16 protein-coding genes are annotated in these 23,693 nt (G+C 44.9%); 8 read left to right on the top strand and 8 right to left on the bottom strand.

Annotated elements, in window-relative coordinates; genetic code table 11:
• Nucleotides 1-3 precede the first annotated feature (3 nt).
• A complete protein-coding gene (locus SALPA_RS11750) occupies nucleotides 4-3,090 on the bottom strand; it encodes an AAA family ATPase (RefSeq protein ID WP_145093968.1) in 3,087 nt (1,028 codons plus the stop codon).
• A 421-nt stretch (nucleotides 3,091-3,511) separates the two neighbouring features.
• On the opposite strand from SALPA_RS11750, the gene SALPA_RS11755 reads away from it, so the two are divergent.
• Nucleotides 3,512-4,924 (top strand): cytosine permease, encoded by a 1,413-nt coding sequence (locus SALPA_RS11755; RefSeq protein ID WP_222427969.1) that lies wholly within the window; start codon nucleotides 3,512-3,514, stop codon nucleotides 4,922-4,924.
• 223 nt (nucleotides 4,925-5,147) lie between these two features.
• On the opposite strand, the gene SALPA_RS30390 is transcribed toward SALPA_RS11755, so the two are convergent.
• Entirely contained in the window at nucleotides 5,148-7,133 is a 1,986-nt protein-coding gene (locus SALPA_RS30390; RefSeq protein ID WP_222427970.1) for a methyl-accepting chemotaxis protein, read from the bottom strand.
• A gap of 876 nt (nucleotides 7,134-8,009) precedes the next feature.
• On the opposite strand from SALPA_RS30390, the gene SALPA_RS11765 reads away from it, so the two are divergent.
• From SALPA_RS11765 to glmS, 6 genes are all read left to right on the top strand, one after another.
• A complete protein-coding gene (locus tag SALPA_RS11765) occupies nucleotides 8,010-8,681 on the top strand; it encodes a TMEM165/GDT1 family protein (protein WP_145093970.1) in 672 nt (223 codons plus the stop codon).
• Between the two features lie 558 nt (nucleotides 8,682-9,239).
• Nucleotides 9,240-10,406 carry a methyl-accepting chemotaxis protein gene (locus SALPA_RS11770; protein ID WP_145093973.1) on the top strand — a complete coding sequence of 389 codons (1,167 nt, stop codon included), beginning with the start codon at nucleotides 9,240-9,242 and terminating at the stop codon, nucleotides 10,404-10,406.
• A 19-nt stretch (nucleotides 10,407-10,425) separates the two neighbouring features.
• Nucleotides 10,426-10,899: a chemotaxis protein CheW gene (locus SALPA_RS11775; protein WP_145093976.1), complete on the top strand. Its 474-nt coding sequence runs from the start codon at nucleotides 10,426-10,428 to the stop codon at nucleotides 10,897-10,899.
• Between the two features lie 277 nt (nucleotides 10,900-11,176).
• Nucleotides 11,177-12,592, top strand: a complete 1,416-nt coding sequence (gene glmL, locus SALPA_RS11780; protein WP_186451044.1) for a methylaspartate mutase accessory protein GlmL — start codon at nucleotides 11,177-11,179, stop codon at nucleotides 12,590-12,592.
• Between the two features lie 56 nt (nucleotides 12,593-12,648).
• Nucleotides 12,649-14,094, top strand: a complete 1,446-nt coding sequence (locus SALPA_RS11785; protein WP_145093981.1) for a methylaspartate mutase subunit E — start codon at nucleotides 12,649-12,651, stop codon at nucleotides 14,092-14,094.
• An 80-nt stretch (nucleotides 14,095-14,174) separates the two neighbouring features.
• Nucleotides 14,175-14,609 (top strand): methylaspartate mutase subunit S, encoded by a 435-nt coding sequence (gene glmS / locus SALPA_RS11790; RefSeq protein WP_145093984.1) that lies wholly within the window; start codon nucleotides 14,175-14,177, stop codon nucleotides 14,607-14,609.
• Nucleotides 14,610-15,098: 489 nt separating this feature from the next.
• Here the strand turns inward: glmS and SALPA_RS11795 are convergent, their stop codons facing one another.
• The 6 genes from SALPA_RS11795 to SALPA_RS11820 form a co-directional block, all read right to left on the bottom strand.
• Nucleotides 15,099-15,908: an alpha/beta hydrolase gene (locus SALPA_RS11795; protein ID WP_145093987.1), complete on the bottom strand. Its 810-nt coding sequence runs from the start codon at nucleotides 15,906-15,908 to the stop codon at nucleotides 15,099-15,101.
• A 42-nt stretch (nucleotides 15,909-15,950) separates the two neighbouring features.
• Nucleotides 15,951-16,751 (bottom strand): ABC transporter ATP-binding protein, encoded by an 801-nt coding sequence (locus SALPA_RS11800; RefSeq protein WP_145093990.1) that lies wholly within the window; start codon nucleotides 16,749-16,751, stop codon nucleotides 15,951-15,953.
• 19 nt (nucleotides 16,752-16,770) lie between these two features.
• A complete protein-coding gene (locus SALPA_RS11805) occupies nucleotides 16,771-17,811 on the bottom strand; it encodes an iron ABC transporter permease (protein WP_145093993.1) in 1,041 nt (346 codons plus the stop codon).
• Nucleotides 17,811-18,863 carry an iron ABC transporter permease gene (locus tag SALPA_RS11810; protein WP_145093996.1) on the bottom strand — a complete coding sequence of 351 codons (1,053 nt, stop codon included), beginning with the start codon at nucleotides 18,861-18,863 and terminating at the stop codon, nucleotides 17,811-17,813. The genes SALPA_RS11805 and SALPA_RS11810 overlap by 1 nt, the downstream gene beginning before the upstream one ends.
• 104 nt (nucleotides 18,864-18,967) lie before the next feature.
• Nucleotides 18,968-19,966: an ABC transporter substrate-binding protein gene (locus tag SALPA_RS11815; RefSeq protein ID WP_145093999.1), complete on the bottom strand. Its 999-nt coding sequence runs from the start codon at nucleotides 19,964-19,966 to the stop codon at nucleotides 18,968-18,970.
• A 205-nt stretch (nucleotides 19,967-20,171) separates the two neighbouring features.
• A complete protein-coding gene (locus tag SALPA_RS11820) occupies nucleotides 20,172-22,415 on the bottom strand; it encodes a TonB-dependent siderophore receptor (RefSeq protein ID WP_145094002.1) in 2,244 nt (747 codons plus the stop codon).
• 408 nt (nucleotides 22,416-22,823) lie between these two features.
• On the opposite strand from SALPA_RS11820, the gene SALPA_RS11825 reads away from it, so the two are divergent.
• Entirely contained in the window at nucleotides 22,824-23,642 is an 819-nt protein-coding gene (locus tag SALPA_RS11825) for an AraC family transcriptional regulator (RefSeq protein WP_145094005.1), read from the top strand.
• Nucleotides 23,643-23,693 lie beyond the last annotated feature (51 nt).

The raw sequence follows: 23,693 nt of genomic DNA on the forward strand, positions 1-23,693 counted from the left end.
CTTTCAAGAAAAACCTGACATAACCTCATCCAAAGATTGCCTATCTAAGGCTCTGCCCGACTTAACAAAAACCGTTCGTGCCTGCTCATAATATTCTAGAGCTGACAGCGTCAAATAATCGCCAAAAATATCAGCAACAATATGATTTCTATCCATTATCTGTCTAATTTTTGTTTTTGTTTGTAGTACCAGTCCGTTTTGATAATGATCATGATATCTATTTAAAAATTCATCGGCCTTACTCAAATACATTCGCCCTTCATGACAACGGTTTTCCTGGACGGCAATGATGGCTAGTACACAATATAGCGTACAGTAACTCCGTGAGCACCAATATCCTGTGTAGTCGCCAAAACCATCTCCCACCGCCAGCGCTTCTGCCAAATATTGACGCGCCTTGTCACTATCGCCCAGTTTAAAGGCAGTATATCCGGCATTGATGTAAAACACAGCCACACCTTCACTAATTCTTTTGTGGCCTGCAATTTTGACCGCTTGCTCGTAATAGTTGAGAGCTTCCTTCATAGCACGGGCATCGCGCCGCAAGTTTCCAATATAATTGTAACTAGCAGCAATGTTCAGTATATAGCAGTTATTTTGTATATCCAATTTTTTAAATAGCCCAATAGACTGGCGATAATACTGCTCTGCCTGCATCGGTTTTCCGCTTAAAGCTGCAGCAATTCCCAAAAAGCGTAATGCCGCTGCCTTTTTTTCCAGTAAATTAGCCTTTTCAGCCACATATAACAGTTTTTCAGCGAATTTTTTAATAATACTGGGTCTACTAACTTGAATACCTAAGAATATCATTTGTTGATAGCCTTTAACTATATAATCCTGAAGTTCTCTGGTCGAAGCTAATCGCAACAATTTATGAATCATTTTTATGCCTGATATATGCTCGCCACGCCAAATATACTGGCGCCCCATCATTTCCCAATACGCAATTTGATAAACAGCCACCTGTCCGGCATCAACTGTCTCCGCTGCCATACACTTGAGCAATTGGGCAATTTTCTCCAGGTAGCCCATTGTTTGACGGCGACTTTCCCTAAAATTGCTGTAACCGGCAGGATAGCAATCATTTAGCTCTGGAAACAACTCATACTGCGGGCAGAAATATTTTTCAGCCAGCCGTACTGTATATTCAAGAACTTTGATTTTTTCATCAGCTTGAGTGTAATGGTATAAAATTGATTCGTAAATATCTTTAGTCTCCAATCTGCTGCGAAATTGTCTTTCTAACTCCAATCCCACCCACTTATGAAGCAATTTTTGTCTGGGTACAGACATCTGTTGATACACAAAGCTCTGAATCTGCAAATTGTAAAAGGTGTATATAAGTCCCTGGTGCAGCGAACTGTCTGTCTTGGCTATCAACTTTTTTCGTTCTAACTCTTCAATAGCTTCAACCAGTGCTAGTTCATCCATCTTGGAGACAGCTAACAATTCGTTATAACTAGAGTATTTGAAAAAGATGGATGCGACCTCAAGTATTTTACGGGCATTATCCGAAAGATTGCCAAGCCGCTCTTTCAAAACACTTTGCAAACGCAGAGAACCACTGCCCAATCCTTGTCCGGCCTCCAGCAGATGTAAACATTCCATTAGAAATAAAGTATTACCACCGGTATACTCATATAATTTATGTTGTAGGTCCACACTAATTTTATCTGCAGGTAATTTTGCTGCCGATAATTTGACCACATCTTCAAAGCTAAATCTCTCAACCATAAAATTCTCGATCATGTCATCCCGTTCGAAATCCCACAGCGACTTTTCGATCTGACTTATATATTCGCTGTGACATATCGCAATACAAAAAATTCGAGCACCATGAAAGCGCAGAACTTGATGCAATACTGCTAAACTCTGACTATCCATCCAATGAATATCATCAATGACGATAATAATCCGCCGTTGTTTAGCCAGTCGGCCTAAGACACCACACATAATTTCCTCAACCATTGTCGGATTAAATTCATAAGCCACCATAAAAGATTCTTGTCCGCCAAAAGCCTCGCTTGTTTCAAGGGCAGGGAAAAAATAAGACATTACTCTATGCCATAATGGCGGAATCGTAATTTTATCTTGATTTAACAGGTTCATCACCTGTATAAAAATACTACTCCACGCTTTATAAGCATAAGCCCATTCTGCTTGATAACACTTTGTCCGTAAAACACTAAAATTTTCTGCCGGTACATTTTCAAACAGACGCTCTACAATAGCCGTTTTGCCAACCCCCTGCTCCCCCTGCAGAAGAATCATTTGCCGCTTATGGTGATTTAAACAAAAATGATCAACAGCAATACGCAAAACCTGCAACTCCATATCTCTACCGAAAAACCATTCCTTCTCTGCAACTTCCGGAGTTATTGTTTTAACAATCTGTTTTTCTTTTACACGCTTAACTATTTCCTGGGTCTTGGTACTGGGCTGCAGATTTAACTCTTTCTCCAACTTCTTTTCCAGTTCGTGGTAAATTTCAATGACCTTATAAAAGACTTCTTCCCGTTCGTAAATTTTCATTAATAAACGGTACGCACTTTCGTTATATTCATCCACTTTGATTAATTGCTTAATATTTTTTTTGACAATCGTATAATTTTTATCCTTGATATGCTTACTAATGTTTTTCGTGAGACGCGCTGTTATTTGTTCTTTAAACCGCTCACGTTCCAAAATGACCCATTCATCAAAGGCATCTGTATTTTTGCAATAAAACCCATCTAAAAAATCTCCTTGGCATCTATCGAGAAAATCTTGTATTTCCAGTGTAGTAAGCAACTCTACATCTGTACTATCAATAAGGCTTGGATTTACGGCAATCGTTGTCCTATTTGGTGTAATTAACAACGCGGAAGACATGGTCTTTTTAATTAAATAGATGGTATTGCTCAAATTTTTCTTGGCAACCGCATCATCCATTTCCCCCCAAAACATTGTGGCTAATTTCTCCCGGGTGACCTCGCCAACAACCAAAAGATAATATAATATAGCCTCCATTTTGACAAAGGGAAAACTAATTTTATGATCATTCCAATAAATAGCCGGAGTTCCAAACATAACCACACGTAATTTACCCATAAACTCAGCTCCAATAATAAAGTTTGATCTAAATGCAGTGAACTTGTTTCCGCATAGCTGAAACACACCCATTCTTTTTTATCATAATACCATTTTTTTCGACAGAAAAGCTATCCATGAGGGATCAATCCCCCAAATTATTATCTACAGGATAAGGCAATATCTAAACGGTGAACAATAACTTTAGACTGGGAATTGCTTGCTGTAATTCTTAAGTAACAAAGAATGATTCATTAAATAAAAAATCGACGTTTTTTAGACAGCTTCTGATTATACTATGATTTAAGAATCAAAAAATTTTAAAATATGGTATGGAAGGAGTTCTTCAAAGAAGAGAGTTCATTACAATCATTAATCAAAGAAAGAGACTTACCTTCCGCTCAAGCAATGATTGAGCGGTTATGAAAAAGGAGTGAACGTAGTGGCCCAGGCAAAAGAAGGTTTGATTGAAACACATTCTATTGATATGGTTCCTGATCATGAAAGGCATGGCACTCCATTCAGTCAGTTCACACTCTGGTTCGGGGCAAACATGCAGGTTACTAGTGTGGTGGACGGCGCTTTGGCTGTAGTCTTTGGTGCTGACGCTCTTTGGGCTTTCATTGGCCTATTAATCGGAAATATTTTAGGAGGTGCTGTTATGGCCCTTCACTCTGCGCAAGGGCCACGTTTAGGCTTGCCGCAGATGATCTCCAGTCGTGCTCAATTTGGCGTCCTTGGTGCGATCGTACCCCTTGTCTTAGCTGTACTTATGTACCTCGGTTTCGCTACAACCGGCACAGTGCTTTCCGGACAGGCTATAAACGGCATCCTCGGCGTCGAAACACCGGCTGTAGGTATCATAATATTTGGCAGCCTCACAATACTATTGGCACTTCTTGGATACAAATATATCCATGTTCTAGGCAGGATTGCTACCATCACAGGTCTTCTCGGTTTTAGCTATCTTACAATCATGGCATTTGTAAAATTTCCCGTTGCATCCCTATTCGGTGTAAAACCTTTCGAATTGACCACCTTCCTATTGGCCGTTTCTCTCTCGGCAGGCTGGCAGCTCACCTTCGGTCCTTATGTCGCTGACTACAGCCGTTATCTGCCGCGCAGCACACCCCAATCGGCCACATTCTGGAATACATTTCTGGGAACCGTTATCGGCACCCAATGGGCGATGACACTTGGCGTCATTATTAGTGCAGCCAGCCTTGCGGGGTACGGCGGAAACTTCCTGAAAAACCAGGTAGGTTATTTAGGTGAACTAGCAGGAATCGGAATCATTGCCGTTCTGATCTACATGGTCATCGTCATCGGCAAACTAACAGTTAATACACTTAATGCCTACGGTTCCTTCATGTCATTATTGACAATCACTACTGCGCTTAGTGGTAAAAAAAGTGCGTCGACAACCCAACGTACTCTTTTTATAATAGGAATGATCGCGACTTCGGTCTGTATTGCCCTCTTTGCCAGCAAAGATTTCCTCAATCTTTTCAAGAACTTTGTCTTGGTTCTGCTCATGGTTTTCACTCCGTGGAGCTCTGTTAATCTCATTGACTTTTATTTGATCTCAAAAGAAAACATTGATGTTCCTGGCTTATATGATTCCCACGGACGTTACGGCGCATGGAATGCACCTGCTCTTGTATCCTATTTTATCGGTGTACTGATACAAATCCCATTCATGGCTCAAGCCATGTACACAGGCCCAATTACCAAGCTGCTAGGAGGCACCGACATTTCCTGGATTGTTGGCTTACTTGCAACTGCCATCATCTATTATCCCTGGGCAAAGCGTTGCAATGTAGCTCCTGATAAGATGATTTATCCTGAAGAATAATTGATACAAAAGTAATTTAAACAGCCTTGGTTCGGACTTCCATCCGACTGAGGCTGTTTAATTTCACCTGCAATCTTTCCTAATTGTATCAATGCGTTACCTTTCACTGATAAATAGCAAGCCCTCCAGGTAAATACCTGGAAGGCTTGCTGTAAGTCTTTTTCCCCACTACCATAGTAGCCTGAGCCGGCCGGTCCCCTTGACAACTACCAGGTAAATTACATCATATCTTGAACTTACTGATAGTCTCTGTCAGTTCCTCTGCCATCTTCGCCAAATCTTGGCTAGAAGATGCAATCTCTTCCATAGTGGCAGACTGCTCTTCAGCGGCAGCAGATACTGTTTGTGTCTGCCCTGATGCCTCCTTACTTACGGCATCAATATCGTGTACTGCAGTTACTATTTGCTGGCTACCGCTCACCATCTGCTCTGTGACCTCTGCTATTTCACGAATTTGGGTCGTTACTTCAGTAATTGAGCGGAATATTTCCTTGAAGGTCCGGCCTGCCTCACTCACCACTTCCGAACCAACATGGACCTCTTTGGTTCCTTCAGTCATCGCCACTACCGCACTGTCAGTATCTTGTTGAATTATAGAGATCAGTTCGGCGATCTGTTTTGCCGCGTCATTTGATTGTTCGGCCAATTTTCGGACTTCATCTGCTACAACAGCGAAGCCTTTCCCCTGTTCGCCTGCCCGCGCCGCCTCGATGGCAGCATTTAGAGCCAACAGGTTAGTCTGCCCTGCGAGGCCAGAAATGGTATCCACAATTTGTCCAATTTCCTTAGATCGTTCTCCTAGATTAGTGACTACCTGAGACGAGTTGATAACAGCGTCTTTAATCTGGCTCATCTGATTCATAGCTTTTTCCACAGCCGCACTGCCCATTTGAGCTGAATCAGTAGATCTGTTTGAAGTATCGGCAGCCGTATTAACGTTGACCGCAATTTGCTGTATCCCTGCTGACATTTGATCTACGACCAAAGCAGTATCATCAAGCGCTTTCAGCTGCTTTTCAGCACCATTCGCGACTTCGCTAATGGTAATAGCAACCTGATTGGCAGCCTGGGCTGTCTGGTCAGCGCTGGCTGTAAGTTCTTCACTCGCTGCGGACAAGTTTCCTGCTATACCACTCACGCGTGTCACTAAAGCTTTTAGCTGATCCACCATAATGTTGAAGTGACCAGCCAAAACACCGATCTCATCACTGGAAGTAACTATCACTTTTTGGGTAAGATCGCCTGCAGCCACTTTGCCGACACCTTCCACCAAATGGCTGATCGGAGTTGTAATACCCTTAGCCAATAAAAAGGTTAAAAACATTCCAATACCTAAGGCACAAAGCGCAATCGCGCCAATGCTCAACATCATCTTATTTTTTTCAGCGTTAAGTTCTGAAATAGCTTGACCTGCGAACAGTACCCCAATGACTTTGTCCTCCGGTCCCATCAACGGCAAATATGTCGTTATGTATTGCTTGCCGATAATTTCAGCACGACCAACATATTTTTGCCCCTGCTTCAGCACCTTTTCGGCAATTACAGGATTCAATTTAGTTCCTATTACCCGTTGGCCATCCTGAATAATCGTTGTAGCAACCCGTTCGTCGCCCAGAAATATTGTGATATCAACGCCAAACAGCTGCTTGACCTTATCGACAATCTCATCCCGGCTAGCGTTGTAACCAGGTGTTATTACGCCGATAACCCGTCCCTCGGCATTATACACTGGTGCCCCCGCCCGAACTGACAGCTTTACAACCGTGCCTGGCTCAAGAGCTGCAAATGTCGTACCTTTGAGAGCCTTCTGCACATTGACCTGATTCATCACACTATCACCTTTTTTCGGGTCATGTGTCCGCGCGATCACCACGCCCTTCTCATCTGACACAGTAACCGAATCAAGTTTAGCCGCTTTAGCCAATGGTCCAATAATCTGTACTAGCGCAGCTGAATCCCGCGCCTCCACTGCTTTAGCAACCTCGGGATGACGGCTCAAAAGCGTCGCATAAATTGCCGCATCGCTCTTATAACCTTCTAATATACTAGTTAGACCTTCTAACCCTTGGTTTGTTTGCAGTTCGAACTTTTTTTCCATATTCGTCGTGAAAAAATAAAGTGCAGGCACCGCAACTGCCAAAACAGCAACGGCGATGAATAAGGTAGTATACATAACCAATTTTTGTTTTATACCTAACGAACGCTTCATTTTCCATCCCCCCGAAATAATAAATCGTATATCTTTATTGTAAATTCAAAACCAAATACCGGTAATCCTTTTTTATAATTATATTTTCCGCTAAGAACTCCATGGAACAGATCGAAACGTTGCAAAATATAAAAGTACCCAGCAACATGACCAATTGCAGGGTACTTTTATATGAGAGAGGATAGGCAAATTTATATTCAATAGAAAGGCATTGCCTTCTAGGAATTTCTATGTTTAGATTATATATACCTATTTTTAGAATTACTTTAGAAAAGACTGGAAAGTGGAAAAGCCGTCCACCCGAAGGTAGACGGCTGCAACACAACACAACCAATATAAGCGGGCCGCACTTCAAATTAGTTGTGAATTTACTACAAGCAACCTATGTTAGCAGATTGAGCTACATTCATCATTGAAGCAGAAAAATAGTAAAATTATTATAATGATAATTATAAAACTGCTACCACCACGACCTCCACAGCCACCAAAACCAAGACCCATAAATAAACCTCCTTTGCTCTTTCTCTAAGGTATACTACAATTTATGCTCAATCGGCCGGCTTTGCGACTAAGTAAAATAAAAATTCCCCGTTTCTTAGGTCAAAAGTCTGAAACTAACTATCACCAAAAAGTAACATAGGCCCTAACAAACAAGCGGGAATGTCCATATTGACATTTCCGCTTGTTTATTGTAATATAGTAGCGAATATTACACTCCTAAAGGGGAGTAGCTCATAGAACAGAGTCAACATACTGATGAGTAATCATCTGGCTCTGTTGTTGACGAATCGTCAATTAGCGAGACCTTTAGTATGGCTATTATTGTCATACTAGAGGTCTCGTTTTTTATATATACTACAATTTAGGAGGATGATCATGACTGCATTTTTAACTTCTCTCGTGTTTGTAGTTCTTGCAGAGATGGGCGATAAAACGCAACTGCTGGCTATGGCCTTTGCTACCCGCTACAAGTGGCAAACAGTAATGTGGGGCGTATTCATTGCCACTATTCTCAACCATTTATTTGCCGTAGTCGTAGGCAACTACCTTACTCACTTTATCCCCATGAATACCATTCAAATTGCAGCAGCTGTATCTTTTATTATCTTCGGCCTTTGGACAATCAGGGGTGATGAACTTAACGGCGAGGATAAGGCTTCGAAACGCAGCCCGTTTTGGACAGTAGCTATTGCATTTTTCATTGCTGAAATGGGTGATAAAACTCAGTTAGCAACCGTTGCGTTAGCAGCTCAATTTAACACAATTATTCCAGTATGGCTGGGGACGACCACCGGTATGATGGTTGCTGACGGCATCGGTATTATAATTGGTATCGTTCTTGGAAAGAGAATTCCCGAACGGGCAGTTAAATGGTTCGCCGCTATTATCTTTATTTTATTTGGCCTCTTTGGCCTATACGAGTACTTACCCAGTCACTATTTGACTCCTGCCACAATTACTGGCGGCTTAATTGCCGTTGCCCTTTCGATATATCTTGTAGCAAGAATGGGTGGAACAGGTGATAAGCTTCCGCAAAAACAAGAATAGCAATAAAAAAGAGGCCGCTAATTGCGGCCTCTTTTTTATTGCACCGAAATAGTAATCCATTTATTATGTCCCCTTTGCAGAGAACTTACGGGTACTCCATAAGACCTGCTGGTATTCATTTTTATGTATATATCTAAAAAAATTAGTATTAACAGTCCATTATTGTCTAAATTCGACGAAAATACCTTCGGATCTTTTATTTCCAGTAAATCTCATGTTTGTCAGCAAGCTCCATAAGTCTAAATTTTAAATTTTTGATTTTTAGTATGTCGAAGGGAGGAAAATTATTGAAAAAATTGAATTATAATCATGTAATCTTAAGTTATGGCAAATTAGGAAATATAAATGTGTTATGTTGCATTATTCCAAATAGGACTTTTGGGAGTCCGGCTTGACTAATTGACGGTTTAGAAGCTTGTTTCTGGGAGCATTCCAAAGTACGGATTGTATTATCCAAGAGGTAAATAATTTAACGGAAAGGTGATGATAGCAGGTCGTGACTCAAGCAACCTTTTGGCATAAACATATAAAAAATTAATGAGAGAGGAATGAACGAGAATGGATTTTGAGGATTTGCATGTCCATGCAAAAGAATTGGAGTTTATTAAATCATTTATTCAGATTACCTTCCATATGTTCGAGGATGGGGCGGTCTTCTTTGCAACCGATTTGACGGAGGTGACTTACAAGCATACTGAAAACTTCGACTTTCCCGGCCTTGATGTAGGCAATCAATTTAGCAAAAGTGGTTTGGCCGCCAAGATCATTCAGGCCGGCCATCCGATGCAGTTTGAAATACCGCGGGAGGTCTATGGCAAGCGGGTATGCGCCCTTGGCGGACCTGTATGGAACGATACCGACAGTGACATTATCGGCTCATGGGCAATGGGCTCTCCCCGTGAGCATAAAATTGTTCAGGCTTTTGATACATTTGCCCCTGTATTAGCAGATATGCTGCCGGAGGGTGGCATTCTATGCCTTTCTACCAAAGATAAATACGCAAAGCGTCAGGGATCAAAAAAGTTTGATATACCGAGTATTCAGGTAAATACGCCGGTCAGGGAAGGCAGTAGCCAGGAACAAGTGTTCAAACAAAAAAAGCTCGTCACTGAAGAGGTTGACGAATCCGTATACGGCGTTCCGGTTCTTTCCGCAACAGCACCGTTTTTTGACGATAAGACCGGGGCTGTATTAGGAGGGTTTACAGTGGCACTACCCCGCAAACTGGCAAAAGACCTTAAGGCAATCGCCAATACGTTGGACCAGGGATTAACCGGCGTGTCGGCCTCTATTCAGCAAATCACAGTGGCAACTAATGAAGCTAGCAGCAACCAAAGCAACTTGCACGAAGAAATCGGGAAAGTAAAAGGACAGTTGGACAATATCAACAATGTTATGCGATTTATCAAGGAAATTGCTGACGAAACCAAGATGCTCGGCCTAAATGCGTCCATTGAGGCGGCAAGAGTGGGCGACGCCGGTCGAGGTTTTGGCGTTGTGGCTGAAGAAATACGCAAACTATCGGAAGAATCGAAAAAAACGGTTGTCCAGATCAAGGAACTTACTCAGCAAATCGAAAAATCGATAAATATGACGGCTGACGCATCACAGTCGACCCTAGCCGTGACGGAGGAAACTTCAGCTGCTGTCCAGGAAGTAAACGCAACAATTGAAGAGATGACAAGCTTAGCTAATAAACTAACGGAAACGGCAGCAAACCTGTAGCAGAGGAGGTGCAACAAACATGGCAAAGGAAAGCTTGACCCTTGTCGTGTACATACTGGAAGCAAACGATAAGTCTTATGAATACGGTATTCCTATCAGTCAGGTGCATGAACTTACTCGGCCGGGAAACATGATAAAACTGCCGGGCATGCCAGATTTCATCGACGGGATCATGAATCTGCGCGGTGAGGTCATCCCAATACTCGACTTTAAGAAGCGCTTCAATCTGGGTACAATCGGAATCAAAGACACCACGCGGATTGTCGTCGTAAACATGAATAACCAAAAATGCGGCGTCATTGTCGACGACGTTTTGGAAATTGTTCAGATTTCTGCGGAAAATATCGAAGATGCGCCATCAATAGCCGGCGGAGTGAAAGCCAACTTTATCCTTGGCATTGGCAACGTGGATGATCGGCTTATTATTGCCATTGACATTGTTAAGATTTTGACTGAAAGTGAACAAGCGAAAATGGAAACTTTGGGTGCGTAACTTCCCTAAGAGGCAAGCTTGTGTAGTCTCTTAGGGAAATTACGACCCTTCTGCTGTCCAAAAACGTTTGACGCGTCTTAGTTTGCTCCAATGTGCGGGGTCAGGCTTCAAAAGCCAGTAAGCCTACCGGTTTCTCCATCCAAAATGCGGAGGCTGCCATCAGTATATTTCTGACTTCGACTTTAAGAAAATTGGCAAATGACGGAAAATTTTCGATGTTGTCCCAGATCCCGAAAACATATGACTCAAAACTCAAACAAGAATGGATGGATGCCAAATGAATGTACACCTGTTAATCGATTTTGGAAGCACTTATACAAAAGTACTTGCCGTCGATATTGAAAAAGAAATCGTTATTGGCAGAGCACAGGCGCCTACAACTGTGGGTACCGACGTTACCATCGGACTCAACAATGCTCTATCTAATTTATTTAAAACCTGCGGACTAGATGAAACCCAAATTCAGGACAGCTACGCCAGCAGCAGCGCAGCCGGCGGTTTGAAAATGGCGGCTATCGGACTTGTTCCGGAACTGACATTAGAGGCTGCCCGCCGGGCTGCGTTAGGTGCAGGGGCAAAAGTTACCTGTTCCTATGGTTTTGAGATTAATAAACAAATTGTTCACGAAATTGAGAGTGCAAAATGTGACATGATACTTTTGTGTGGCGGAACCGACGGTGGGGATCAAAATGTAATTGTTCACAATGCAAAGCTACTGGCCCAGTCCAATATCAAATCTCCAATATTAGTTGCCGGCAATCGTGCTGTTACAAGCCAAGTAAGCACTATTCTGGGCGAAGCGGGCAAGAAAATCTACTCGGCCAAAAACGTTTTACCAAGTCTTGATACATTGGACGTAGAGCCTGCACAAAAAAAGATTCGTGAAATTTTTATCGACCACATCACTAAAGCGAAAGGATTGGATAAGGCTCAATACCTGATTGGCGATGTTATCATACCTACCCCTAAGGCAACGCTTCAAGCAGCAACCCTGCTAGCTGATGGAACGAAAAATGAACCTGGAATAGGCAGTGTGATTGTTGTCGAGGTAGGTGGGGCTACAACTAATATTCATTCAGTGATTGATAATTTGCCTGTAACCTATCAAGCAATTGTTAAAGGTTTGCCTGAAACAAGGGTAAAGCGTACGGTCGAGGGAGATTTGGGGATAAGATATAATGCTCCAACGATTTATGATCATGTTGGTAATGAACAGTTTTTAACAAAATTGAAAACACTCGTTCCGTCCCTTGATGGTGAACAAATTGATATTACTAACTATGTCAGGGAAATAGCAAATAATGTTGGTTATGTTCCGGCAAATGATATTGAGTTTAACTTAGATATCGCCTTAGCCGGATTTGCTACGTCGATGGCCGTACAGCGGCATGCTGGAACTGTAAAAAAAGAGTGGACAGTTGTCGGGGAAGTCGTCGTCCAACATGGGAAGAACTTCCTCAAAACAGAAAACATTATTGGAACTGGCGGCATATTTAAGTATGGCTTGCATCCAGAAAAAGTATTGCGCTCGGCGTTATTCAGTGCAGAAACGCCATGGAGCCTAAAACCGCAGGAACCCAAAGCATACTTGGATAGTAACTATATTCTATACGGAATTGGATTATTGGCTGAAAAATATCCGGATCAAGCGCTAAGGATTGCCAAGAAGTATTTAAAGCCAACTGTACTCTAACCAAAGAGTATGCTACGTACATTAACGCATATTGACACATAAGGAGAGATGAGAAAATGGCAATCAAAAACAAAAGGCTAACTGATGAAGAATTTTTCAAAATTCGGAAAGAAGAAGTACTGCCCATGTGGGCAACCGGAAAAGACGTCGAGAATTTAAGCGAATGTATTGAGATCGCGAAAGAATTATCCCAGGGCAAAAATTTTGCGATGAAGCTGAAAGAAGCGAAGGAGAAGGGAACACACGTACTTATACCTCAGTTTGGACGGGCTCTTACCGAATATACAATTGAGGGATTAGAATATGTGGAAGCCAATTCGGATTTGGTTTCTAATGGTGCGTGGCTTATTTACTCTGACTCTTACACACGGAAATTAGACTTTAAGAGTGCTCAGATGGGCATTGAGCGTAGTAAACAAGAGGGTATGTCTATGCTCAACGGCTGGCCGATAGTCAATTTCGGTGTCGAAGAGGCGCGTAGGATTATGAAGGCGACCAAGGTGCCTCTCAGTTTCAATTCAACCGACGAAGACGGGCGACTGGCTGCGGAGATTGCCTTGGCGGCTGGGTGGAACTCTTGTTTTGCTCGATCACTTCAGGAAGTAATATCTCATTGCAAGAACATAACTTTGGAAGAAGAAATCAGAATAAACCAGTATGAATCGCGCCTTGCAGGCATATACACGGAAAATGGTGTACCTATATGCCCGTGGAATCCCAGCAATCTCTCCGGTTACGACAGTGCAGGCTATCGTTGCTTCGTGAATGTCTCTGAATCTTTGCTTGCCGCTGAGCAAGGGGTGAGGTACCAATACGTAGAGCTCGGACAGAATATGAATCTGATTCAGGATATTGCCATGATCAGGGTTACGGAAAAGCTCTGTAACGAATATTGTAAACGCTTTGGCTATAATGTGGAATTCTTTATGGGAGGTTTCCCGTTCTTGGGTGCATGGCCTCCGCGGGCGGAAGAAGCAAACGCCATGATCGCCTGGAATGCAATAATCACAATAATGTGCGGTGCTACCGGAGTCATCCTGAAATGTCAGGACGAAGCATTTGCAACGCCGACCAAGGAGAGCATGGCCATGTCGGTAAGACTGGCGCGGCATCTTATTACTCTGATGGGTACCCAGAAACTCCCCGATAACGAGGCGCTGAGACTGGAAGAAGCAATGATCGAAGCGGAAGTAAGAGCATTAATGGAGAAGTGCCTGGAAGCCGGCAACGGCGATATGGCGGTCGGCATGTGCAGAGGCGTCGAGGCTGGATGGGTCGATACCATGCTTACTCCCTGGAAATACAACAAAGGGAATGTCACGGTTATGCGCGATGCCCAAGGCGCTGTAAGGTATTTTAATACTGGCGATATTCCCCTGCCGCCAGAAGTTAAGGAGTATCACAAAGCAAAACTTGCCGAAAGAGCCAAAAAGGAAGGCCGGGAGCTGAGTTTTGACATGGCGGTGCAGGATTTGCAATTTGCTTCTAGGATTGCGAAGTAGTGACACCAATTTGTCAGATGATATTTTTATATAAAAAAAGATATGAAAATTAAAATTCACCAAGCAATTAGGAGGAAAAAATGGAACAGAGAAAGGTTAATAAAAGTGTAGTTATCGGCACCATCGGAGCCGATGCACATATGATCGGTGGTTGGGTGCTTCAAAAGACATTTAAAGATGCAGGCTATACGGTTGCATTCCTGGGGGCTGTCGTTCCACAACAAGAATTCATCAACGCCGCAATAGAAATCAATGCCGATGCGATCCTTATTTCGTCAATGTACGGAATGGGGCTCCTAGACTGCGAAGGATTTAGGGGAAAGTGCATTGAGGCTGGCTTGAAGGATATCATCCTATATGTGGGTGGTACTGTTGCCGCTCCGCTTGAGCTTGATAAGAATTGGCCTGAGATCGAACGCCGGTTCCGGGAAATGGGTTTCAACCGGGCTTTTCGGGTTTCTACAACTGCAGCAGAAGTGGTTAAGGCTTTGAAGGAAGATCTGGGTATCGCCTAATTGATTTACATAACGATTGGAATAGAGCGATAAGCTCCCTGATCTCTTTTCTATGTTTTAGAAATCTTTACTACTGAGAATCTAATCAAATATAAAAATAAAGCATTCCACGCAAATGTCTGGAATGCTTTATTTTACTGGTGCAGGCAACGAGATTCGAACTCGCGACCCACGGCTTGGGAATTGGAAAACTTGGTTTCTTAGCCGTTCATCATGTATTTTAAGTCCATCTAATCCGGATATCTAGCGGTTCCATTCTCCACTTTGTCCAATAAATCCAAGTCATATTAATGCGAATCGATCCGCAAAAATTGAACGCCCGCATCTCAATCAGCTATAATTCTGGCTGGTATCCACGTATACGACAGAGCTTTTGATCTGATAAAGCAAAAGATTATCTCTTTGCCTGCTGTGCATCTTCCCGGTCTGAACCATAGCTGGCTTCAGAAAAGATGAGTGCAAATCCCCCTTTGTGTACAGCGTCAAAATTTATTCTTCAATCAGTTGATACTTTTCTGGAGTATCTTTACAATAGGTTTTTTCTGCTGCTTCGTGCCTAAACAGCCAACTTACAACATAGGGAAACCGGTTCCTAAATACTTCTTCGTTATGTACTACAGCTTCTTCTATATAAAACTTTAGATTTTTTTCATCCAAGCCCTTACTCTTGATTATCTCATAGGCCTCTTTTACATAGTCTACCATCTGATTTAGAGGGTTCGGCTTTCCAACTCCCTCTTCACTTCCTACATCAAGATAAATCTTTTTGTTTTCTACAGGCAGCGCTTCATGCTTCATATATTTGATAAATCTTTCGTACCAGACAGACGGTGATATTGCTCCAATCTTTCCAAACTCCTTCGGATATAAAAATGCCGCATACAAAGATATGAGTCCACCTATAGAAGCACCTGCAATACCGTTATTACTACAATCTGTGTCCACATTATACCTATTGGCTATATACGGTTTCAGGGAATTAATAACGAAAGCTAAATATTGCCCTCCTTTCCCTCCAAAGTCATCATACTTATCTGAAATAGCTCTTGCGTACCACGGTGTATAATCGTCTACTCTTTTATTGCTTTCTACCCCAACTAAAATTACTTCACGTGTTTGCTTTGTTGCATACAGCCTCTCTAATTTATTTAAAACAGAATACTTATCATCAAAAAATAACCTCTTCCCATCCTGAACGTATAATACTGGAAAAGCCATCTTTAAATTTAAATAAGAAGGCGGCAAATAAATAGTAAGTTTCCTTTCACAAAACACTTCCTCTAAAAGTTTTCCCTTCATCCGTTCTTCTCCTCCTATAATAAAATTGTGGATAGATGGCTTTCATTTGTTTTCCTGCCCCTTAATCAGATCATAGGAAATGCAGACGGGTCGTCCGTTTCGGGGCTCTGCAATGACTTGTGCGTCGATATGAAACACTTCCCGGAGTACTTCGGCAGTCACGACCTCTTCCGGCGTGCCGTGGCAGATGATTTCTCCGCTGCGAATGGCGATCATATAATCCGCAAAACGCGCTGCGAGGTTCAGGTCATGCAGCACCATGACAATCGTGCAGTTCTGCTCCCGGTTGAGCCAGTATAAAAGCTCCAGGACTTCCAGTTGATAGGATAGGTCCAAATAGGTCGTCGGTTCATCCAACAAAATAAGGTCGGTTTGCTGCGCCAGCGCCATGGCAATCCACACCCGCTGCTTTTGTCCGCCAGAAAGATTTTCCATTACCGTGGTTTCAAGTTCTGTAAGCTTCGTGACCTCCAGAGCCCATGCGATGATTTTTTTATCCTCTGACTTGAGCTTGCCAAAACCTCGCTGGTGGGGGAAGCGGCCATAGGCCACCAACTCGCCTACGCTGAGCCCCGTCGGCGCCTGCGGTGACTGAGGCAGAACCGCCATCTTCTGCGCTATTTCTTTGGCGGAAAGGCTCCGGATATCGTCTCCGTTTAAGTACACCATGCCGGTTTTCGGCTTCAAAATACGCCCTACTGCTTTGAGCACCGTGGATTTCCCACAACCGTTCGGTCCGATGATGGTGGTGATCTTTCCCCGGGGAATTTTAAACTCCAAATCAGCGATAACGAGGTTATCATCATAGGCGACGGTCAGATTTTCAGTTGCAATGCTATTCATATTCTATCCCTGCCTTTGCTTACTGTTTGCTTTTGGTGAGCAGGTACAAAAAGTACGGTGCGCCCACAATCGCAACCATAATACCGGTGGGAATTTCGGCTGGCTGGACGATCACCCGCGCAAGCGTATCCGAAGCGGACACCAGCAATGCTCCGGCCAAGGCACAGACAGGAAACAAAACCCCATGGCGCGGCCCCACCAGCCGCCGCGCCACATGGGGCGCGATCAGCCCAGCAAAGCTGATGTTGCCGCTGACTGCCACACAGGAGGATGCCAGCGCCACAGCGGCGGCCAGCAAACACCTACGCTCTTTTTCCACAGAAAGGCCTAAGCCGCAGGCGATATCATCTCCCAGACTCAGCACGTCCAGCACACGGGCCTTGGACAGCACATAGGGAATCAGCAGCAACAGCCATGGCAACAGCGCCAAAACAAACTTCCAGTCGGAACCCCAGATGCTGCCTGCTTGCCACGCTGCCACAAAATCAAACTGCGTATCATCCAGTTTGACCACCAGCACTGTAGTCAGTGCCAAAATGCCGGCCTGCACCGCCACACCGGTTAAAATCAAGCGAATCGGCGCAAGACCACTCTGCCGCTTAAACGCCAGAGCATAAATCAGAATCGCCGTAATTCCTGCACCTATAAGTGCCAGAAGCGGTAAAGCAAAAACCGACAAGATGGACTGTGCGCCGAAAAACAGCACAAATAAAATGACCGTCAGCCCCGCGCCGGCATTAATCCCTAAAAGACCGGGTTCCGCCAAAGCGTTGCGGGCCACACCCTGAATGATACAGCCGGACAAGGCCAGCCCTGCTCCCACCAGACTGGAAATCACAATGCGGGGCAGCCGGAAGCTGAACAAGATGAGGTTTTCCCTGTCGCTGCCATCACCGAACAGCGTGCGCAGCACATCCAAGGGTGAGAGCTTTGAATAGCCGGTGTTCATGCTGACAAGGAACGATATTATAAGCAGTACTAAAAAAGCGAGTACCACACCGGTATTCCTGATCGCAATTTTTCGCTTATATGCTTGATTTTCCTCCAACTGTGCGTTCATCACAGCGCCCTCCTTTCCTTGCCGGCCAGGTATAGAAAGAAGGGAACGCCAATCAAGGCGATGAGCACGCCGATTGGTGTTTCAAAGGGCGGATTGAGCGACCTTGCACCCAAATCGGCCAATACCACCAAAAGGCTTCCCGCCACTGCCGAAGAAGGGATAATGAAGCGATAATCAATACCCACCAGAAACCGCGAAAGGTGCGGCACTATCAGCCCCACGAAGCTCACTGCGCCGACCACCGCCACGGAAGCGCCAACCAGCATCAGCACGACAGCGGCGCAAAGAAAATTGACAAGCATGGTATTCAGCCCCAATCCCTTTGCCACATCTTCTCCCAAGCTCATGATGGAAATGGAACGGGAAAGGGCAATTGCCCCCAGAATTGCAGCCGCAAGCCACGGGGTCATAATTCTGATTTGTTCCCAGTTGGAACCGGCCACGCCGCCTGCTGTCCAAAACATGATGTTCTGTGCCACATCAAAATACAAGGCGATACCCTGGCTGAGCGCAGCCAGCAGCGCACTGACCGCAGCGCCCGCAAGCACCAGCCGCATGGGGGTCGCCCCGCCGCGCCGCAAGGACGCGATACCATAAGTAAGCACTGCGCCTATTGTCGCTCCTATAAAAGAAAACAGGATAAGCCGCATGTAGGACAGTCCGGGGAAAAACGCAAAACAGAGAGAAAGGGCAAAACCTGCGCCGGCGTTTAGGCCCATCAAGCCAGAATCCGCCATAGGATTGCGGGTCACACCTTGCATAACAGCCCCTGCCACCGCAAGGGATGCACCCACCAGGGCGCTGGCCAGAACGCGGGGCAGCCGCAGATCCACCACGATCAAACGCTGTGTATCGGCCGCGTTACAATGAAACAGGGCCTTCCAAACCGAGGACAGAGGGATTTCCGCCGCTCCCCTGGTAATGGAAAACGCCATAGTCACCGCCAGCAGCCCTATACCGCCAGCAATGATCAGCCAAGCCGCCCATGCGCGGCTTCCTTTTTTTATTTGATTGATTTGAACCGGCCTTGCCGGGGCATTTGATTGATCCATTGGTTATGTATTTCCTCCATAGCGAGTGCTCACGTACCGGAACAATAATAAGGCGGGGTCACACCTTGGCTGAAAACCGTGCCTTAGAACAAGCAAGAGAATCGTTACTCGATCATGCTCTTGACGATGGTTGCAATTCCAAGCTCAATACTCAAAGGGCCGCCGGCCCGCACCGCCGCGTCAAGATAATAAATATGCCCATTTTTTACGGCAGTTAACGACTGCCATACGGAGGAAGCCTGCGTGTTTTCAGACAAATAGCTTTGCGTGTAGCCATTCGCTTCCGATCCAAATGAACCGATTAAGAAGATATAATCCGGATTCATCGCTGCTAAACCTTCCAAAGAAATTGTTTCCCCTTTCTCAGGATATGCGTCCGGAGGCGTCAGCCCAAGGCCGTTCTCTTTGTTGAACCACACAGGATTTTCCGCAGAGCTTATGATGACAAAGTTGCCTTTATTGCCGCTCTCAAATAGTAACGCCACAGTTTTATCGCTATACCCGGAAAGCTTTTTCCTGGATTCACCAATCAGCGCTTCGATAGCCGAAATGTATGCCTCGGCCTGTTTTTCTTTCCCAAGGCATTCAGCAAAAACCTGTAACTGTTTCTTCCAATCGGGGCTGTTGAACGTCACCACCGGGGCGATCTGAGAAGCTTTCGCGTATAGCTTCATATCCAGATGCCCTGGCTCGGCGGTATATAAAATAAGGTCGGGCTTTAGCTCTACAAGTTTTTCAAGATTGGGCGCCCTGACTTCTCCCAAATTTTCGACTTGTGCATGCGCAGCGTACGGCTGCAAGGTTCCAAACCCTTTTAACGTCCGTTCAGCATATGTTGCTGCAATAGGGGGAGTCTCCAACGCAAACATAGTTTCCATAAAACCGAAATCAAGGATCGCAACACGTTTAGGCTTTGTCTCCAGGGTTATTTGTTTGCCTAGCGCATCTTTTATTGTTCGCGGCCAGGCTGCTTGTCCTGCATCTGTTTTACTGGCAGCTTCCGATGTGGGTGTTGCACTATTGTCCGCAAGTGTCCCGGCACATCCGGCCAGTATGCCCGTCAATAGGGAAAGAGATACAATCGTCCCTATAAGCTTTTTCATTGTACTTTGTAATTTCCTCCGTTTTGTTTAATCCGATAACTAACCGTTTCTTTACATCTAACCGGCAGAGCTATCTGCTACTTGTTAAGGAGAAACGATACCGGTAATGCAATTGTATCAGTGTCGGCTGTCTCCCAGCCACCGTCGGGATAGTGGAAACAATCCGGTCTTGGTTGTCAAGGCGTCAATAACCAGGTACACTTCTTTAAATATCTATGCTAGTCGACAATTTGAAGGTCCGGCCGCTGCCTGTCGTGAGATAGCCGTCAGTATAGCAACCGGCCCAATAGTTCTTATCAAGCAAGTTCTCTATGCCCAGCCGGAAAGTGACCGGTTTGCCGTGGATTTTGGTCACATATCTGGCGCCGACGTCATAGCGAATCCAGCTTGGCATTTTCAGCGTATTGGCGGAATTAGCATATTGCGCGCCTGTATAAACAGCGCGGGCAGACAGCGTCAGGCCGGGAACATTTGGCGTATCCCATTCGAAGCCCAGATTACTTTGCCATTTTGGTGTGCCATAAGCTGTGTTGCCGTCATAGGTGCCGTTGGCAGTATGCGTTGTCACGCCGCGGAGAAAGGTCACGCCGCCCAGGATGCGCCAATTTTGATTGATTTTTCCCAATACACTCCACTCAATGCCCCGGTTGCGCTGCTTTCCGTCCTGGTTATAAGTATTGGTGCTGCTGTCCAAGATGACGCTTGGTTTGATAATTTGGAACAAACTCAGGGTATGGGCATAATCGCCTGCATCCCATTTAACACCTGTCTCAATCTGTTTCGTCTTGAAGGGGGCAAAGACGTGACCGTAATTGCTGGCAGTCGTATCGGTAACGGTGCTGCCTTGGCTTAGACCTTCGATATAGTTTGCATATAAAGACACTGGAGCGGCCCATGGTTTGACGACAAATGCGATTGCCGGGGTGACGGCGCTTTCGTCATAGCTGGAAGTTTTTGCGCCGGTGCTGCTGAAGTTTTTGGTACGCACCCGTTGATTGCGTACCCCCAGTGTGAGTTGGTATTTATCCTGATTGAAGGATAATGTGTCGGTCAGCGCCACACTGGACAGTGTAGTCTCCGCTGTTTTGGACGGTGGCCCCGGATCAGCTGCTAATACGGGCGTGGCCGGATTATAGATATTGGAAGCATATTTGGAGCTTTCACTCTTAACCGAGCCGCTTTCAATATCAAGCGAAGTTGCACTTAAGACTACCTGGTGGCTGACTGTCCCTGTTTGGAAGCAGCTGCGCAAACCCGCCTCGCCTGACACGGTCTCGGCATAACCGCGATTATAGGTGGTGGTGCCGCTATAATTTCCCAGTGCATCTACGTTTTTTGCATGTGTCGATTGAACATAGCCAGAATAGTCGTAACGTAATGTTCCCAGACCGGCATAGGCAGTTAGATTGTCATTAATGTCATACTCGCCGCGAGCCACCACGCCCTTGTTTTCTATCTCGCCCCAGATACCGCGAAATAAGTTTGTGCTAGAATCGGGGGCTGCAGGAAGGGAAGTGACAGCGCTGCTGAAATAGACATCCGCCGACGATCCGCCGGTGAAAGTTTCTTTACTGTCATAGGCATCAAGCGAAGCGCGCCAGCGTTCTCCGCGGTAGTCCAGTCCCACTGCTCCCAGTTCGCGTTTCTTTGACTGCCCGGAGACACCGGTATTTCCATCCTGATAGACACCGTTGAATCGTATGCCCCACTCGTTGTTTTGGCCGAAGCGCCGGCCGATATCCAGATGGGTGCCGAACTGCGAGTCCGACGTATAATCCGTTGTGATACGAGTCAGCGGCTCATCCGCAGCGCGTTTTGGGACCAGATTGATCGTTCCGCCCACAGAGCCCTGGGGCGGCATACCATAGAGTAAGGCGCTCGGCCCTTTTAGTACTTCCACCCGTTCAAGAAATTCTGTCGGTACATGGCCAAAAGGCGCCAGACCATACATACCGTTAAGGGCCAAATCCCAGGAATTAACGAAAAAACCGCGAATGCTGTAGTTTTCGATCATGTGACCGTTGGGAGTTGTATAACGTACCGACGCATCATTGGCCAGAACCTCGGAAACGGTGCGGGCTTGCTGATTTTCGATAGTTTGCGCCGTATAACTTGTAATGCTGAAGGGAGCGTTCATGATGTCAACGTTGCCCAGTAATCCAAGCCGCGCTCCTCTGGCCATCTGACCGCCGGCATAGAAGGGAGGCAAATCTTCTTGCTTTTTGCGGTCACGGTTAGCCGTAACTTCAATCCCTTCAAAATTAAATTCATATTTCCCTTCCATTGTCGCATCTGACTTATCCTGTTTCTCGGTTTGCTCTGTGGGAGCCGCTGTTTGAGTTTCTTCCCCGACGGCGCAGGCAATAAATGGAGTTTGCCAAACCAAGCTGCCGCCAATTACAGCGCAGAGAAGTTTTTTTTTTGCAGGACACGAAAACTTTCTTTTCATATTCTATTCCCTTTCCACCTTTGTTTGATAATGATTATGATTATCATTCACTTGCTTTATCAGTATAACAAACTGCAAAGTAAGGGTAAATATAGATTTTTCCAAATGATTCTTGATTTTTTCCAAATTGTTACCGAATATGGCTATAAATAAAGTTGAAAATTTTTGGTATATTGGTAAAATAGAAATTGATGATAATGATTATTATTATTAATTATTTTTTTAAGACTACCTTCAGGTAGGGCTTACCCCAGCAGGAGTTTAACCGACCTTATCCAAAGATTTAGCGCTCTTAACTCCTACGAGTTCATCCCAAGATGGTTGGCATGAATTATTTATAAACGCAGAATAGTCTTTACAGACTCGATATGAGCTACAGAATAATTGTGACTTAGGAGGGGATATAAAATGGAAGCGGATGTGAACGATCTATCTGGCTATTTTGCCAAAATACACTTTAGCGTAATCGACATAAGACGAGCGGTTATCGAACCTGGAACAAAACATTTCGGTACGGTTACTTCACCATTTTCAGGTATGATTTTTCCGCTGCGCGGCCGGTCAAGAATGTTTTTTGACGGCGTTCCTTATGATATGGAGCCCGGTAAAGTATTCCACGGAGGGCCGAATACGCCATTGGATAAAGAGGTTTTGGGACAATCGAAATGGGATTTTATGGTTATACATTACCAAGTATATGGCAATACCCAGGGGACGTTTCCCTATGCATTGTCGCATTATGAACTTAGCCCAGGACATAATTCCCGGATAAACGACACGCTGTACCGGATGTACCATATCTACGCAAAAGCGGGTAACCTATCGGGTCTGAGAGCTAAATCCCTGTTTTTCATCATTTTGGATGAAATTTTAACTTGCGCCAGTTGCCGCTTTCATAACGACAGCCGCGAGCTGACGGAATCAGCCGTCGAATATATAAAGAATCACTATATGGAGCCGCTCACCGTACCGGAATTAGCCAGGCAATATGGTCTGTGCAGCAAACAATTTGCCTATTTGTTTCAAAAGTATACGGGAACCAGTCCGAATAAATTTCTGACTGAATACCGGATGCAACGTGCGAGAGACCTGCTCTGCACCACAGCCTGCTCTGTCGCTGAAATTTCGGCTTGCGTGGGCTACTCAGATCCTTCTTACTTCAGCAACTTATTCAAGAAACGAACTGGTTTGTCTCCTAAGTTATTTAGAAATAAAAAAACCCGCTAACGCGGGCTTTGGGCTTTATCTCACATCCGAAACCTTATACTCATATCCGTG

The sequence above is a fragment of the Sporomusa sp. KB1 genome (assembly GCF_007830295.1).
In the GTDB taxonomy this organism is placed as follows: Bacteria; Bacillota; Negativicutes; order Sporomusales; family Sporomusaceae; genus Sporomusa.